Raw genomic sequence first — 15,705 nt, forward strand, 5'->3', positions numbered from 1 at the left:
CCCTGCCCTGTGCCCATAAGGAGTTTGCATGTCTTCGCTCAGCCGCCTTACCGCTGCCATCGCCCTCAGTGCCGCCACCCTCACGGCGCTGCCCAGCCATGCCGATGAGGCGCGTTACAACCAGGTTTCCCTGCGCGCCGAAGTCAATCAGGACGTGCCGCACGACCTGATGAACGTCACGCTCTACACCGAAGCGCAAAACAGTGATCCGGCCAAGCTCGCCGCTGCCACCAGTGAAACCCTCAACATCGCCGTGGAACGCGCCCGCCAAGCCAAAGGCGTGACGGTGAAACTCGGCAGCCGCAACAGCTACCCGATCTACGATAACGACGGCCAGAAAATCACCGGCTGGCGCGAGCGCGGCGAAATTCGCCTGGAAAGCAGCGACTTCGCCGCCCTGTCCACCCTCACCGCCGACCTGCTGAAAGACCTGAAAGTCGCCAGCATGGACTTCGCCATCTCCAACGCCACCCGCAAAAAGAGCGAAGACGAATTGCTCAAAGAAGCCGTTGCCGCCTTCAAAGCACGCGCCGACATCGCGACCGCAGCCGTGGGCGGCAAGAGCTACAAACTGGTGAGCCTGAACCTCAACAGCGCTGGCTTCCAACCAATCCGGCCGATGCGCATGGAGGCGATGTCCAGCATGAGCAAATCAGCGGCGCCGCAGGAAATTGAAGCCGGCACCAGCGAAGTGACCGTGGCGGCAGATGGCGTGATTGAAGTGCAGATGCAGTAACTCGAAGCTACCCGCAAGCCTGCATCGCGGCGATCCGATTAGCCGCGATGCTCTACGCCCCACCCCCGTGCTCCTTTTCGAAGCACTCGCCCCACCCGCCACCGCCGCGCCCTTCCCCGACCGCCCGGTCACTTTCCCTAACACTTATAAAAACGCGACATCCTCAGACGATCCCGCCACAGCTTCTACACTCTTTGACCTATGCAGCTTGCAGTGGGCATGTGCCCTGCATACTTTCCAGCCACTCGGTCGCTCACGATCTGAAGGCCGAACTCGCAAAAAACGACAACAACCTGAGGCCACCATGCAAAAGAAAGTTGCCCTTCCTTTGTTACTTGCAAGCGGATTGCTGACCAGCGCTCCTTTCGCCCACGCCGCCAGCACCCTGGTGTTTTGTTCTGAAGGCAGCCCCGCTGGCTTCGATGCCGCGCAGTACACCACCGGCACCGAGTTCGATGCGGCGGCCGAAACCATGTTTAACCGCCTGACTCAATTCGAGCGCGGCGGCACCGCTGTAGAGCCCGGCCTGGCGACCAGCTGGGATGTGTCGGAAGACGGCCTCACCTACACCTTTCACCTGCGCGACGGCGTGAAGTTCCACACCACCGAGTACTTCAAACCAACCCGCGAATTCAACGCCGACGACGTGCTGTTCACGTTCGAACGCATGCTCAATAAAGACCATCCGTTCCGTAAGGCCTACCCCACCGAGTTCCCGTATTTCACCGATATGGGCATGGACACCAACATCACCAAAGTCGAGAAAATCGACGCCAAAACCGTGAAGTTTACCCTCACGGCGGTCGATGCAGCGTTCATTCAAAACCTGGCCATGAGCTTCGCTGACATCCTCTCGGCCGAATACGCCGACAAGTTGCTTAAAGACGGCAAAGCCTCGGACATCAACCAGAAGCCTGTAGGCACTGGTCCGTTCGTGTTCAAGCGTTATCAGAAAGACGCGCAGATTCGTTACACGGCAAACAAGGACTACTGGAAGCCGGAAGACGTGAAGATCGACAACCTGATCTTCTCCATCGTCACCGACGCCTCCGTGCGCATGCAAAAGCTCAAGGCCAACGAGTGCCAGATCACCCTGAACCCGCGTCCGGCTGACCTGGAATCGCTGAAGAAAGACCCCAACCTGGTGCTGCCAGAACAAGCGGGCTTCAACCTCGGCTACATCGCGTACAACGTGCAGCACAAACCGTTCGAGCAATTGAAAGTGCGTCAGGCGCTGGATATGGCAGTGAACAAGAAAGGCATCATCGACGCCGTGTACCAAAGCGCCGGCCAGCTCGCCACCAACGGCATGCCGCCGACCCAATGGTCTTACGACAACAGCATCAAAGACCCGGCCTTCGATCCGGAAAAAGCCAAGGCGCTGCTTAAAGAAGCCGGCGTAGCAGAGGGCACCGAGTTCACCCTGTGGGCCATGCCGGTACAGCGCCCGTACAACCCCAACGCCAAGCTGATGGCTGAAATGCTGCAAGCCGACTGGGCCAAAATTGGCATCAAGGCCAAGATCGTCAGCTACGAATGGGGCGAGTACATGAAGCGCGCCAAAGGCGGCGAGCACGACATCATGTTGATCGGCTGGAGCGGCGACAATGGTGACCCCGATAACTGGATGGGCACCCTCTACAGCTGCGACGCGGTAGAAGGCAACAACTTCTCCAAATGGTGTGACCAGGACTACGACAAGCTGGTTGTGGCCGCCAAACGCACCACCGACCAAGCCAAACGCACCGAGCTGTACAAGCAAGCTCAGCAGGTGCTGAAAGCACAGGTGCCGATCACTCCCATCGCCCACTCCACGGTTTACCAGCCGATGCGCAAAAGCGTGAAGGATTTCAAGATCAGCCCGTTCGCGCTTAACTCCTTCTACGGCGTCAGCGTAGAGAAATAGCTATCGCGTCGACCGTCCGGCGTCGCGCCGGACGGTCTCGATTGCAGAGGCGCTTGTTTGAAGACTCCGAAAAATGCCCATTTTTTCAGGGCGCTGCTTCTAGCGGCCGGTCTTTTGGCACCTGCTGCTTTTGCAGCGCCTGAACAGTCCTTGGTGGTCTGCACCGAAGCCAGCCCGGAAGGGTTCGACATCGTGCAGTACACGGCCGCGACCACGGCCGATGCATCGTCAGAAACAGTGTTCAATCGCTTGGTCAATTTCAAACAGGGCAGCACTGAACTCGTCCCAGGTCTGGCTGAAAGCTGGGAGATTTCCCAAGACGGTTTGACCTACACCTTTCACCTGCGAGCCGGGGTGAAGTTTCACCGCAACAAGGCGTTTAAGCCGACCCGAGAATTTAATGCCGAGGATGTGCTCTGGAGTTTTCAGCGTCAGCTGGACCCAACGCATCCGTGGCACAAGCTGGCCACCCGCGGCTTTCCCTATGCCGAAGCCATGGGCATGGCCGCGCTGATCGCACGCATCGAAGCAGCGGATGCACACACCGTGGTGTTTACCCTTAACCACGCCGAAGCGCCCTTTCTGGCCGACCTGGCCATGGGTTTTGCCTCCATTTACAGCGCCGAATACGCCGCGCAATTGCTGGCCAGCGGTAACACCGAACAGCTGAACCAACAGCCCATCGGCACCGGCCCGTTTGTGTTCGAGCGCTACAGCAAAGACGCGCAGATCCGCTTTCGCAGCAACCCCGACTATTGGGACGGTGCCCCAACGCTGACGCGGCTGATTTTCGCCATAACCCCCGACCCCAACGTGCGCCTGCAACGGCTGAAGGCCAATGATTGCCAGGTGGCGGTGTATCCGCGCCCTACCGACATTCCCGCCCTGCGCGCCGAGCCCGAACTGAAGGTGTTGGAGCTTGATTCGCTGCTGATCGCCTATGTCGGCATCAACACCCGCCATCCGCCGCTGGACGACGTGCGTGTGCGCCAGGCCATCAACCTGGCGTTCGACAAAGCCGTGTATGTGCGCGCGCAATTCGGCGAAGGCGGCGCCTCCCCGGCAGTAGCGCCCTACCCGCCCACGCTGTGGGGCAGCGACCCGACTATCAAAGACTGGCCGCACGACGTGCAGCGAGCCAAGCAGTTATTGAAAGAAGCCGGGCATGGCGACGGTTTTGCACTGACCATCTGGACCCGCCCTGGCGGCGGCCCGACCAACCCCAACCCCGGTATCGGCGCGCAATTACTGCAAAACGACCTGGCCCAGCTCGGCATCAAGGCCACCATTCGCGTGTACGAATGGGGCGAGCTGCTCAAGCGCGCCAAGAATGGCGAGCACGACCTCATATTCATGGGTTGGGCCGGCGACAACGGCGACCCGGACAATTTCCTCACGCCCAACCTGTCCTGCGCTGCCGCCCGTTCTGGCGAAAACCAGGCCGGCTGGTGCAACGCCGAATTCGACGGATTGATTACCCAGGCTCGACTGAACAGTGATCAGGCGCAACGTGCCGAACTTTACCGCCAGGCGCTTGGGATTTTTCATCAGCAGGCGCCGTGGATTTCGCTGGCCCATCCGAAGCAATTCAGCGTAATCCGCCGTGACGTGCAGGGCTTTGTGCTAAGCCCCATGGGCTCGAACAACTTCGCCAAGGTGCAGCGCCGTGCTTTTGCAGAATGAGCCTACAAACCTGCGCGCCGACACCGAGGCCGGCCGTCAGCCAGCGCCTATGCTGGGTTGCACGGGTTGGCGAATGCGAGAAAAATACGCGCCCTTTTCGCCTGGGCTCGCGCGGAGACTGAACCTGCGCAAGAGGTTGGGCTCAATAGTTCGCGAAACGTCCGCCCTCTCCCTAACCCTCTCCCGCAAGCGGGCGAGGGGACGAAACGAGTCAACACGAACACCACCGTCACGGGCACCACTACCCACCCGCTGACCCATAACAGCCTCGCGCACACCCACGCGAAGCCATAAAAAACGCCCGGCGCCGTTGACCCATAGCGCTGCCAGGTATGCCTAACCGGCTGATGAGTTGCACCAGACCAGGAGTACCGCCCCGCGATGTTCACTTTCATTGCCCGACGATTGGGGTTACTGATCCCCACGTTCTTTGGCATCACCTTGCTGACCTTCTCCCTGATTCGCCTGATTCCCGGCGACCCCGTGGAAGTGATGATGGGTGAACGCCGCGTAGACCCACAGATGCACGCCGAAGCCTTGGAGCGTCTGGGCCTGAACAAGCCGCTCTACGAGCAATACCTGAACTACATCGGCGATCTGGCGCAGGGCAATCTGGGCGAGTCGCTGCGCACGCGTGAAAGCGTGTGGCACGAATTCCTCACCCTGTTCCCGGCCACTCTGGAGCTGTCGCTGGCGGCCTTGCTGTTCGCGGGCACGCTGGGGTTGTTGGCGGGAGTAATCGCCGCGCTCAAGCGCGGCTCGCTGTTTGACCATGGGGTGATGGGCATTTCGCTGGCGGGTTATTCCATGCCGATTTTCTGGTGGGGCCTGCTGCTGATCATGTTCTTTTCGGTGTGGCTGGGCTGGACGCCGGTGTCGGGGCGTATCGACCTGCTCTACGACATCGAACCCGTCACCGGCTTCATGCTGATCGACACCCTGCTCAGCGATGAAGAAGGCGCGTTTGTCGACGCCCTGCGCCACCTGATTCTGCCCGCCATCGTGTTGGGCACCATTCCCTTGGCGGTAATTGCGCGCATGACCCGCTCGGCCATGCTCGAAGTGCTGCGCGAAGACTACGTGCGCACCGCGCGGGCCAAAGGCCTGTCGCCGACTCGAGTGATTTTTGTCCACGGCCTGCGCAATGCCTTGATTCCGGTACTCACCGTATTCGGCCTGCAAATCGGCGCGCTGTTGGCCGGTGCTGTGCTGACTGAAACCATTTTCTCCTGGCCGGGCATCGGCAAGTGGCTGATCGAATCGATTGGCGCGCGTGACTACCCGGTGGTGCAGAACGGCATTTTGCTGATCGCCTGCCTGGTGATTCTGGTCAACTTCGTAGTGGATATCCTCTACGGCCTGGCCAACCCACGCATTCGCCATCAACGTTAAGGGAGGCCTGAACATGACCACCAACGCACCGTCTCCTGCGCCGGCACTGGCCGACCCGAGCACCCTGTACCCCTCGCCAATGAAAGAATTCTGGCAGCACTTCGCCCGCAACAAAGGCGCTGTGGCGGGCCTGCTGTTTATGCTGCTAATTGTGTTCTGCGCACTGTTCGCGCCGTGGGTGGCGCCCCACGACCCGAGTGAGCAATACCGTGACTTCCTGCTCACGCCGCCGGCCTGGGTGGCTGAAGGCCACAGCCAATTCCTGCTGGGCACCGATGAGCTGGGGCGCGATCTGCTGTCGCGGCTGATTCACGGCGCGCGTTTGTCGCTGCTGATCGGCTTGGCCTCGGTACTGATGTCGCTGATTCCGGGCATTTTCCTTGGCCTGGTGGGCGGTTTCTTCCCGCGCATTCTCGGCCCGACCATCATGCGTGTGATGGACGTGATGCTCGCCCTGCCCTCGCTGCTGCTGGCGGTGGCGATTGTCGCCATTCTCGGCCCTGGCCTGATCAACACCGTGATCGCGATTGCCGTGGTGTCGCTGCCCTCCTACGTGCGCCTGACCCGCGCGGCGGTGATGGGCGAGCTGAACCGTGACTACGTGACGGCGGCGCGCCTGGCCGGTGCCGGCCTGTTCCGCCTGATGTTTGTCACCGTGCTGCCCAACTGCATGGCGCCGCTGATTGTGCAGGCGACCCTGAGCTTTTCTTCGGCAATTCTCGACGCCGCCGCCTTGGGCTTCCTCGGCTTGGGCGTGCAACCGCCAACGCCTGAGTGGGGCACCATGCTGGCCTCGGCGCGCGACTACATCGAACGCGCGTGGTGGGTTGTGAGCCTGCCGGGCCTGACCATTTTGCTCAGCGTGCTGGCAATCAACTTGATGGGCGATGGGTTGCGCGATGCGCTCGACCCGAAACTCAAGAACGCCATTTGAGGAGCCCGTAATGAGCCTGCTGAATATCAAAAACCTGAGCGTGCGCTTCGGCGACGTCAATGCCGTACCGGTGGTCGACGGTCTCGACCTGAGCGTGGAAAAAGGCGAAGTGCTGGCGATTGTCGGCGAATCGGGTTCCGGCAAATCGGTGACCATGATGGCGCTGATGGTCCTGATCGACGCACCCGGCATCATCAAGGCCGACGCCCTGAACTTCGATGGCCACGACATGCTGACGCTGAAAAGCCGCCAGCGTCGCAAGATCATCGGCAAAGACCTGGCCATGGTCTTCCAAGACCCCATGACCGCCCTGAACCCCAGCTACACCGTGGGTTTCCAAATTGAAGAAGTGATTCGTCAGCACTTGGGCCTGTCTGGCAAAGCCGCACGCCAACGCGCCCTGGAACTGCTCGAACGGGTGGAAATTCCGGGCGCCGCGAGCCGCTTGAACGCCTACCCGCATCAGCTTTCCGGTGGCATGAGCCAGCGCGTGGCAATTGCCATGGCGATTGCCGGCGAGCCGAAACTGCTGATCGCCGACGAACCCACCACCGCGCTAGACGTGACCATCCAGGCGCAAATCATGGACCTGTTGCTCGACCTGCAACGGGACAAAGACATGGCGTTGGTACTGATCACCCACGACCTGGCGGTAGTGGCAGAAACCGCCAACCGCGTGTGCGTGATGTACGCCGGGCAAGCGGTGGAAGTCGGCCAGGTGCCGGCCTTGTTCGACGCCCCGGCGCACCCGTATACCGAAGCGCTGCTGGCCGCAATTCCGGAACACAGCCAAGGCGCCAAACGCCTGGCCACCTTGCCCGGCATCGTGCCGGGCCGTTACGACCGGCCGGTGGGCTGCCTGCTGTCGCCGCGCTGTCCGTATGTGCAACAGAAATGCCGCGACCTGCGCCCCGCCCTGGACCCCAGCGAACTGGGCGAAGTGCGCTGCTTCTTCCCGCGTAACCAGAACACCGCCCCCAGCCACCCAGAGAATCAGGAGCCCGCACGATGAGCGTAGTACTGACGGCTCGCGACCTTACTCGCCACTACGACGTCTCCCGTGGGTTGTTCCAACCGCACGCCACGGTGCGCGCCTTGAACGGCGTGTCGTTCGAACTGGAAGCTGGCAAAACCTTGGCCGTGGTGGGCGAATCCGGGTGCGGTAAATCGACCCTGGCCCGCGCGCTGACGCTGATCGAAGAACCTTCTTCCGGCTCGCTGCAAATTGGCGGACAAGAAGTGAACGGCGCCAGCAAGGCCGAACGCAAACAGTTGCGCCGCGACGTGCAGATGGTTTTCCAAAGCCCCTACGCCTCGCTTAATCCACGGCAGAAAATTGGTGATCAGTTGGCCGAGCCGCTGTTGATCAACACCAACCTGTCGCGCAGCGAACGCCGAGAAAAAGTGCAGGCGATGATGCAGCAGGTCGGCTTGCGCCCTGAGCATTACCAGCGTTATCCGCACATGTTCTCGGGCGGCCAGCGCCAACGTATCGCCCTGGCCCGCGCCATGATGCTCAACCCGAAAGTGCTGGTGGCCGATGAACCGACCTCGGCGCTGGACGTGTCCATTCAGGCGCAGGTGCTCAACCTGTTTATGGACCTGCAAGCCGAGTTCAACACCGCCTATGTGTTCATCTCGCACAACCTTGCCGTGGTTCAGCACGTGGCCGATGACGTGCTGGTGATGTACCTCGGCCGTCCGGCAGAGATGGGGCCGAAAGAGAAGATTTACGCCAAGCCTCTGCACCCCTACACCCAGGCGCTGCTGTCGGCGACCCCGACCATTCACCCGGACCCGGACAAGCCGAAAATCAAAATCGTCGGCGAACTGCCCAACCCGCTGAACCCACCGAGCGGCTGCGCCTTCCACAAACGCTGCCCCCACGCCACCGAACGCTGCATCAACGAAGAGCCGCAACTGCGCCTGCTCGATGCGCGGCAAGTGGCGTGTCACCACGCCGAGGTGATTAACGGGTTGTGAGGTCAACCCATCGCGGCTAAAGCCGCTCCCACAGGTACTCAAGATCCTGTGGGAGCGGCTTTAGCCGCGATGCTTTTTAGCCGATCAATAAACGTCGCGCCGGTAACGCCCTTCTTCGGTCAACTGCACAACCCGCTCATCGCCCAGCACCTGGCGCAACGCCTGGTCCACGCCTTCGGCCATGCCCAGCAAACTGCCGCACACGTAAATCGCCGCACCCTCTTCCACCCACGCTTTAAGCGCGTCGGCCGCGTCCAGCAAGCGATGCTGCACGTAGATTTTTTCTGCCTGATCCCGAGAAAACGCCAGGTCCAACCGCGCCAGCTCGCCCGTCGCCAGCCAGCCCTGCAACTCGTCGCGGCAGAAGAAGTCGTGAGCCTCATTGCGCTCACCAAACAGCAGCCAATTGCGCGTCAAGCTTTCAGCCGCGCGCGCTTTCAGCAAACTGCGCAGCCCGGCCAAACCGGTGCCGTTGCCCAGCAGAATCAACGGACGCGGCTCGCTCGGTAGATGGAAACCGCTGTTGCGGCGCAGGCGCAAGCTGATGCTGTCGCCCACCTGGGCATGCACGCACAACCAACCCGAACCAAGGCCGAAGCTGCCGTCGACATGGGTTTCAACCCGCACCAGCAGTTGCAGCGCGCCGTCTTCTACCACCGAGGCAATCGAGTATTCGCGCGCGGTGATCGGCACCAAGGCATCCACCAATGCCTGGGCATGCAAGCCCACCAAATGCCCACGACTCGCAGGCAGTTGGCGATGGGCCAGGGCCTGGGCCAGCGTTTCCTGCAAGCCGCCAACCTGCACGTGCGTGGTCGCGGCAATACCCAGCCCGGCGAGGAAGGCCTCGACAGCGGCGACGCTATTGCGCGGCATCACTTCGACCAGGTCGCCGGCTTGCCACGCCGACTGGCTATCGGGCGGCGTCAGGCTGAGCAGGTAAGTCGGCGAGCCGGCGCTGCCTGGGTTGAGCAGTTCACGCGCGGTGAGGGTCCAGTTGCCGTAGGACGGCGCCTGCCACGGTGCGGCGACCGAACCGCCCGACAGCTGCGCAAGGTGCTGTTGCCACTGTTGCAGCGCGGCAGCGTCGCCGTTGTCGACCTCAACCGTGTGAAATTGCTGAGCGCCGCCTTCGTGGCTGAGCCAATGCTGCAGACGATGGGCGAAACCGCAAAAGTGCGCGTACTGGCGATCACCCAAGGCCAGCACGGCGTATTTCAATTCGCTCAGGCCGAGGGTTTGCCCCAGCAGCTTGCGCTCGAAACCACGGGCGCTGTCCGGCGCTTCGCCGTCGCCAAAGGTGCTGACCACAAACAGCGCATGGCGCGCCTCGCGCAGGTGACTTGAACTCAAGCTGGCCAGAGGTTGCACGTTGACGGCATGGCCAGCGGCTTGCAGTTGCCCGGCGCTTTGCCAAGCCAGTTGCTCGGCGAAGCCGCTCTGGCTGGCGAAACCGATCAGCCAGTTATCGCCCTGGCCGGAACCCGCACTCACACCTTTTCTAGCCGCCAGCACCTGGCGTTTTTTACGACGACGGTCGAGGTAGAGCAGCCAGCCGGTGATAAAGAACAGCGGCATGGTCACGCTGGCGGCGGTCATCAGAATGCGGCCGGTCAGGCCGAAATAACTGCCCACGTGCAGGCTGTAAATGCTGGTCAACAGTTGCTTGCCCAGAGGCTGATCGGCATAACGCTTCTGGCTGCGCACTGCGCCGGTGGAGGCATCGAGCTGAATTTCGTTCATCGCCCGCTCGTGCGGCGAATCGTCCAGCAGGTACAGCACGGTGACCGGCTGCTTCGGCGCTTGTGGAAGACGCAAGTTGTACATCGCAAGCTGTGGGCCAGCGATGCCCACTACTGCCGACCACAGCGCGTCATAGTTGACCGGCACCGATTCGGCCGCTTGCTGCGGAGGGCCGCGCCGATCACCGCGCTCGCCACGGCCACCACCGGGCTTGCCGCCCTGCTGGCCCGCCGGCGCACCGCCAAGCAACGCCGTGGCGCCATTGTTGAACCACTGGTACGACCAGGTCAGCCCGGTTACCGCCGCGAGCAAATAAAACACCAGGCACCAGGTGCCGGCCACGGCGTGCAGATCCCAATTAAAGGCGCGGCCTTTCTTGGCCCAGTCGAACGTCAGCCACGTCCGCCAGCTCAGCGCATTGCGCGGCCAGCGCAGGTACAAGCCGGACAGACAGAAAAACAGCAGCATCAACGTACAGGCGCCGGTAATTTGCTTGCCGAATTCGCCCATCGCCAGGAAGCGGTGCAGCTGGAACATCAGGTCGAAAAACGCCTTGCCTGCCGGCTCGCCGCGCAGCTCGCCGGTGTAGGGGTCGAAATAACGCATCGGCCCACGACGCTCGCCCGGCTTGGGCGCAAAGAACACCTGCGACGCTTTGTTCTCCAGCGTGTACACACGCATGCCGGCGATTTTCATGCCTGCCGCGCTTTCCAGTTTTTCCATCAACTGGCCGGGCGGCAACACACCACTTTCGCGCACCTGAACCTGCAACACTTCCGGATTCAGCGCCGTGGAGATTTCTTCCTGAAAGGAATACAGCGCCCCGGTGATGCCCATGAGGGCAAGCACCAAGCCGGCGGTGATGCCGAACAGCCAATGCAACTGGAACAACACGTTCTTGAACACGACAACCTCACCTGAACCGGCGCTTCTCAGCGCGACCAACCGTTAATAGCGGCGAATTCTATTTGAGAATTTATAGCAACCGCGCAACCTTTACTGATCGTTTACCTAGCAAAGAAAAACCCCGAGCGATGCATCGCTCAGGGTTGTTGTTTGGCGCCGGGCTGATGGTCGTCGCCCCTGCGGCGTTGCGTCCTCGCTTTAAATGCTCACGTACTCAAGTACGCTGCGCTTTAAAGCTGCGGGGCGCCTTGCAGGGCCTTAGCCCATCAACCCTCGACCGCGTCAAGCCAACTCATTTTCAAAAATGAAAGTTGGTCGAGACCAGGGCGGTCCGGCCTGCCGCCACGTGCGCCATGTGCGTCGAATAAACCTGATCGTAATAACGCTCATCCGTCAGGTTCTGCACGTTAAGTTGCAAGTCCAGATTCTTATTCACCACGTACTTGGCCATGGCGTCGTAGCGCCAGTAGTCCGGCACCTGCACGGTGTTGGCGGTGTTGCCGAAGCGCGAATCCACGTAGTAAGCGCCGGCGCCCAGGGACAGCTTTGGCAGCAGTTGGTAGGTGGTCCAGAAGCTGGCGCTGTTTTGCGGGGTGCTCGGGATGTCGTTGCCGTCGTACAGGCCTTTCACATACACCGGTGGTGCGCCTCGGCCGGCAGTGTTGATCACACCGCCATCAACCAGCTCACCGTCGAGATAGGTGTAGTTGGCGAACACTTGCCATTTGCTGGTGATCTTGCCGCTAAGGCCGACTTCGAAACCGTCGACGCGAGTTTCACCGATGTTCTGCGTCAGACCGAGCTCGTCACTCACGCGGGCGTTGGTTTTTTCAGTGCGGAATACGGCCGCGTTCACGCCCAGGCGCTCGTCGAAAAAGTCCCACTTGGTGCCCACTTCGTAATTGCGGTTGCGCTCTGGCTCAAGCGACTGCGTGCCCACAGCAATGGCATCAGCGCCTTCGCCACTGGTTTCACCCACTGGGTTGCTGGAGGTCGACCACGCCGCGTAGATGCTGCCGTTTGGCAAGGGATTGAAGACCACGCCCAACTGGTAGTTCCAAAAGTGCGAGTTGTTTTCGTTGTCGAACGAGCCAGACACAAGATTGGCTGTACTCGCAGTAAGGCCTTGGGATTTGGTTTGGTAGTCGTCGTATCGAACGCCGCCGTTGATCGACCATTGCTCATTGAACTTCAACGTGTCGAACACGTAAGCCGAGAGGGTTTTGCTGTCGGTGTCGGTGTAAGCAACGCTGTCGGTGATGGTGCCGTGAAAGGTGTCGTTGTAGTTCGGGTCGGCTAGGGTGGTGCAGTCGTTCGAGTTCAGCATCGCGGTATTACAGGTGTTGCCAGCTACACGCTGCGACACGAAGTAGTTGCGGTTATGCACGCCTTCTTTGCTGAATTCGACGCCCGTATTCAGCGAGTGCTCAATGAACGCCGTATTGAAACGGGCGCTGAGGTCAGTCTGGTTAATCAGCCCTTCGGAGGTCGAGTTGCGGCTTTTCGCCGAGCGCTGCACGAAACCGCGCGCCACGTTATTGCGCGAGTCGTCCGGGTTGGTGGCGATGTAGTCCAGCGTGGTGCGCACGATGCGGGAGCTGTTCGACACGGTGACGTTTTCGTTCAGGTCGTGCTCGAGCTTGATGGTGCCGGTGTCAGTGGTGCTGTCGCGGTAGTCGCGTGAGGCGAAGCCGTAAAATTTGTCTTTGTTGCCGGTGGGCGTGCGTACGCCATCAGCACCGACGGTGCTTTGCAGCGGGTTGCCGAGGTCGGGCGTGTCTTCGCCTTCGACGTGGTAGTACGACACGGTGGCGCGGGTCGGCGTGTTCAGGCCGAACGTAACGGTCGGCGCCACGCCCCAGCGGCTGACGTCGACACCGGCGCGGCCAGCGACATTGGCGTCGTGCTGCATCAAGTTAATGCGCGCGGCGATGTTCTCGGTGAGCACGCGGTTAACGTCGAGGGTGTAGCGACGGGTCTGGTCGGAGCCGAAGGTGAAACCGGCGTCGGCAAAGTCCTGCTGCTTGGCAGTCTTGCTAATCAGGTTGAGGCTGCCACCGGTGGAACCGGCGCCGGTGAAGGCCGAGCCTGGGCCCTTGCTCACTTCCACTTGCTCGATGTTGAACACTTCGCGGGTTTGCGACGCAACATCCCGCAGGCCGTCGATAAACATGTCGCTCTCGGCGTTGAAGCCGCGAATGATCGGACGGTCGCCCGCTGGGTTGCCGCCCTCGCCGGCACCAAAGGTGATGCCGGAGGTGGTGCGCAGCGCGTCGGCCAGGGAGAGGGAACCGGTGTCCTTGATCACTTGCTCGCTGATAACGGTGATGCTTTTCGGCGTTTCACGCAGCGGCGCGGTGTACTTCTTCGAAGCCGATTCGTCGACCTTGTAGTTCTCGGCCTGATCTTGCTCACCGACCACGCTGGTGGCTTCCAATGCAACCGGCTCGGCAGCATGCGCGAGGGGCGAAGCGGACATCGCCATGCCAACAGCGGTGGCGAGCAAACGTGGCGAAAAAACAGTGGATTCTGTGGACGTGGCGGACATGCGGTTTCCCTCCCCAGGAATGGCAAAGGCCGCGGAATGTAGAGCAACAGTTAAAGGTTAGCAATTGGTAATAATTCGCATGTAACAATCTTTACATAATGTTTACACTTTTAAAAAACGCTGAAGGCCGCATGGCGCGTGGGTTTAATCCAGTTGCCAGCGAGCCAGGCGGCGAATTATCATTTGCGACTTACTTTCAAATACAAACGGTTCCGCCATGCTTTTGCACATTCCCGGCGTTTTCAGCAGCGATGAAGTCCGGCAGATTCGCAGCGCGTTGGAACAGGCCGAATGGGCCGATGGCAAGGTGACGGCAGGCTTCCAATCGGCCAAGGCCAAACATAATTTGCAACTGCCCGACGACCATCCGTTGGTCCGCGAAATCAGCAGCGAAATGCTCACCCGTTTGTGGCAAAACCCGTTGTTCATGTCCGCCGCGTTGCCGCACAAAGTCTTCCCGCCGCTGTTCAACTGCTACACCGGCGGCGGCTCGTTCGACTTCCACATCGACAACGCCATTCGCCAGGTAAAAAACAGCGTGGAGCGGGTACGCACCGACCTCTCCGCCACGGTTTTTTTCAGCGACCCGGACGACTACGACGGCGGCGAGCTGATCATCCAGGACACCTACGGCAACCAGCGCGTCAAGTTGCCGGCCGGCGACATGGTGCTGTACCCCGGCACCAGCCTGCACAAGGTAGAAGCCGTGACTCGCGGCGCGCGCTTCGCCTCGTTTTTCTGGACGCAAAGCCTGGTGCGCGAAGACAGCCAGCGCGCCTTGCTGTTTGAAATGGACCAGGCCATTCAACAACTGACCCAGGCCGTGCCCGACCACCCTGCCCTGCTGCAACTGACCGGCAACTACCACAACCTGCTACGCCGCTGGGCCGAGGTCTAAACCGTTGACCGCCCTCCTACGCCGCGAAGAACACCTCGACACCGACGACCTGGCGGCACTGCTGGCGAGTGATCCCGGCCGCGCCGCCAATGCCGTATTAACCGCCGCCAGGCAGGGCTCGCTGGATGCGCAAACCATGCTCGGCCAACTGTTGCTGGAAGGCCGCGGCATTCAGCGCGACCCGGCGCTGGCCGTTACCTGGTTCCGCATCGCTGCGCGCAACGGCCACGCCATGGCGGACAACATGCTCGGCCGCTGTCTGGAGCATGGCTGGGGCGCGGAGGCGAATCTCACCGAAGCCGCCGAACACTACCGCCGCGCGGCAGACGCCGGGCTGGACTGGGGCCAATACAACCTCGCCAACCTGCTCGCCACCGGCCGAGGCGTGCTGCGCGACCCGCCGCAGGCGTTCGCCCTGTACAAGCGTGCGGCCGTGCAAGGGCACGCCAAATCGATGAACTTGGTCGGCCGTTATTTCGAAGAAGGTCAGGTGGTGATTCGCGACGTCGCGCTGGCCCACGACTGGTACCGCCGCTCCGCCGAGGCCGGCGATTTTCGCGGCCAGTTCAGCTACGCCGCCGTGCTGGCGGAAAAAGGTGACGTGCGCGCGGCGGCGGCCTGGCTGGAGTTGGCGCTGGAGCATGGAAATCTGAATTTCCTGCGGGTGGCGAGACATTCGCTGCAACAGGCCGAGCAGCCGGGAATTCGCGCGTTGGCGGCGGATTACTTTCGCCGTGCGGCCGAATTGGGGGATGAGAGCGATCGTGAGGCGTACGCTGCGTTTTGCTGATTTGCCAGCGCCCCGTCGGCGTCATTCCTGCGCAGGCAGAAATCCGGGGCAGTTCGGGAAAACGCGCTCGGCGGCAGATACTGGGTCCCCGCGTGCGCGAGGACGACGGTGGTTGTTGGCAAATTCAGCGCTGGTCATTGGCAGATTCAGTGCAATAAAAAGCCCCGCGTTTTGGCGGGGCTTTTC

11 protein-coding genes are annotated in these 15,705 nt (G+C 61.2%); 9 read left to right on the top strand and 2 right to left on the bottom strand.

The features are described 5' to 3' along the window. The first annotated feature begins 28 nt into the window (after nucleotides 1–28). From ACZZZU_RS10040 to ACZZZU_RS10070, 7 genes are all read left to right on the top strand, one after another. Nucleotides 29–736 (top strand): SIMPL domain-containing protein, encoded by a 708-nt coding sequence (locus ACZZZU_RS10040; protein ID WP_122494393.1) that lies wholly within the window; start codon nucleotides 29–31, stop codon nucleotides 734–736. 304 nt (nucleotides 737–1,040) lie between these two features. Beyond that, nucleotides 1,041–2,642, top strand: coding sequence for an ABC transporter substrate-binding protein (locus ACZZZU_RS10045; RefSeq protein WP_463550486.1), 1,602 nt, complete (start codon nucleotides 1,041–1,043; stop codon nucleotides 2,640–2,642). A 114-nt stretch (nucleotides 2,643–2,756) separates the two neighbouring features. Next, on the top strand, nucleotides 2,757–4,325 hold the full coding sequence (locus ACZZZU_RS10050; RefSeq protein ID WP_463550487.1) for an ABC transporter substrate-binding protein: 1,569 nt from the start codon (nucleotides 2,757–2,759) through the stop codon (nucleotides 4,323–4,325). Between the two features lie 381 nt (nucleotides 4,326–4,706). After that, on the top strand, nucleotides 4,707–5,717 hold the full coding sequence (locus tag ACZZZU_RS10055) for an ABC transporter permease subunit (RefSeq protein WP_122494397.1): 1,011 nt from the start codon (nucleotides 4,707–4,709) through the stop codon (nucleotides 5,715–5,717). A 13-nt stretch (nucleotides 5,718–5,730) separates the two neighbouring features. After that, entirely contained in the window at nucleotides 5,731–6,651 is a 921-nt protein-coding gene (locus ACZZZU_RS10060) for an ABC transporter permease subunit (RefSeq protein ID WP_122494399.1), read from the top strand. 10 nt (nucleotides 6,652–6,661) lie between these two features. Beyond that, on the top strand, nucleotides 6,662–7,663 hold the full coding sequence (locus ACZZZU_RS10065) for an ABC transporter ATP-binding protein (RefSeq protein WP_463550488.1): 1,002 nt from the start codon (nucleotides 6,662–6,664) through the stop codon (nucleotides 7,661–7,663). After that, nucleotides 7,660–8,634, top strand: a complete 975-nt coding sequence (locus ACZZZU_RS10070; RefSeq protein ID WP_463550489.1) for a peptide ABC transporter ATP-binding protein — start codon at nucleotides 7,660–7,662, stop codon at nucleotides 8,632–8,634. The genes ACZZZU_RS10065 and ACZZZU_RS10070 overlap by 4 nt, the downstream gene beginning before the upstream one ends. Before the next feature lie 84 nt (nucleotides 8,635–8,718). Here the strand turns inward: ACZZZU_RS10070 and ACZZZU_RS10075 are convergent, their stop codons facing one another. Next, nucleotides 8,719–11,283: a PepSY domain-containing protein gene (locus tag ACZZZU_RS10075; RefSeq protein ID WP_463550490.1), complete on the bottom strand. Its 2,565-nt coding sequence runs from the start codon at nucleotides 11,281–11,283 to the stop codon at nucleotides 8,719–8,721. 298 nt (nucleotides 11,284–11,581) lie between these two features. Further along, entirely contained in the window at nucleotides 11,582–13,831 is a 2,250-nt protein-coding gene (locus ACZZZU_RS10080) for a TonB-dependent receptor (protein WP_463550491.1), read from the bottom strand. A 217-nt stretch (nucleotides 13,832–14,048) separates the two neighbouring features. Here ACZZZU_RS10080 and ACZZZU_RS10085 point away from each other — a divergent pair, with 217 nt between their 5' ends. Then, on the top strand, nucleotides 14,049–14,729 hold the full coding sequence (locus tag ACZZZU_RS10085; RefSeq protein ID WP_463550492.1) for a Fe2+-dependent dioxygenase: 681 nt from the start codon (nucleotides 14,049–14,051) through the stop codon (nucleotides 14,727–14,729). 4 nt (nucleotides 14,730–14,733) lie between these two features. Next, on the top strand, nucleotides 14,734–15,519 hold the full coding sequence (locus ACZZZU_RS10090) for a tetratricopeptide repeat protein (protein WP_463550493.1): 786 nt from the start codon (nucleotides 14,734–14,736) through the stop codon (nucleotides 15,517–15,519). The last annotated feature ends 186 nt before the right edge of the window (nucleotides 15,520–15,705 follow it).

This window comes from Pseudomonas sp. AC136, from assembly GCF_979258585.1.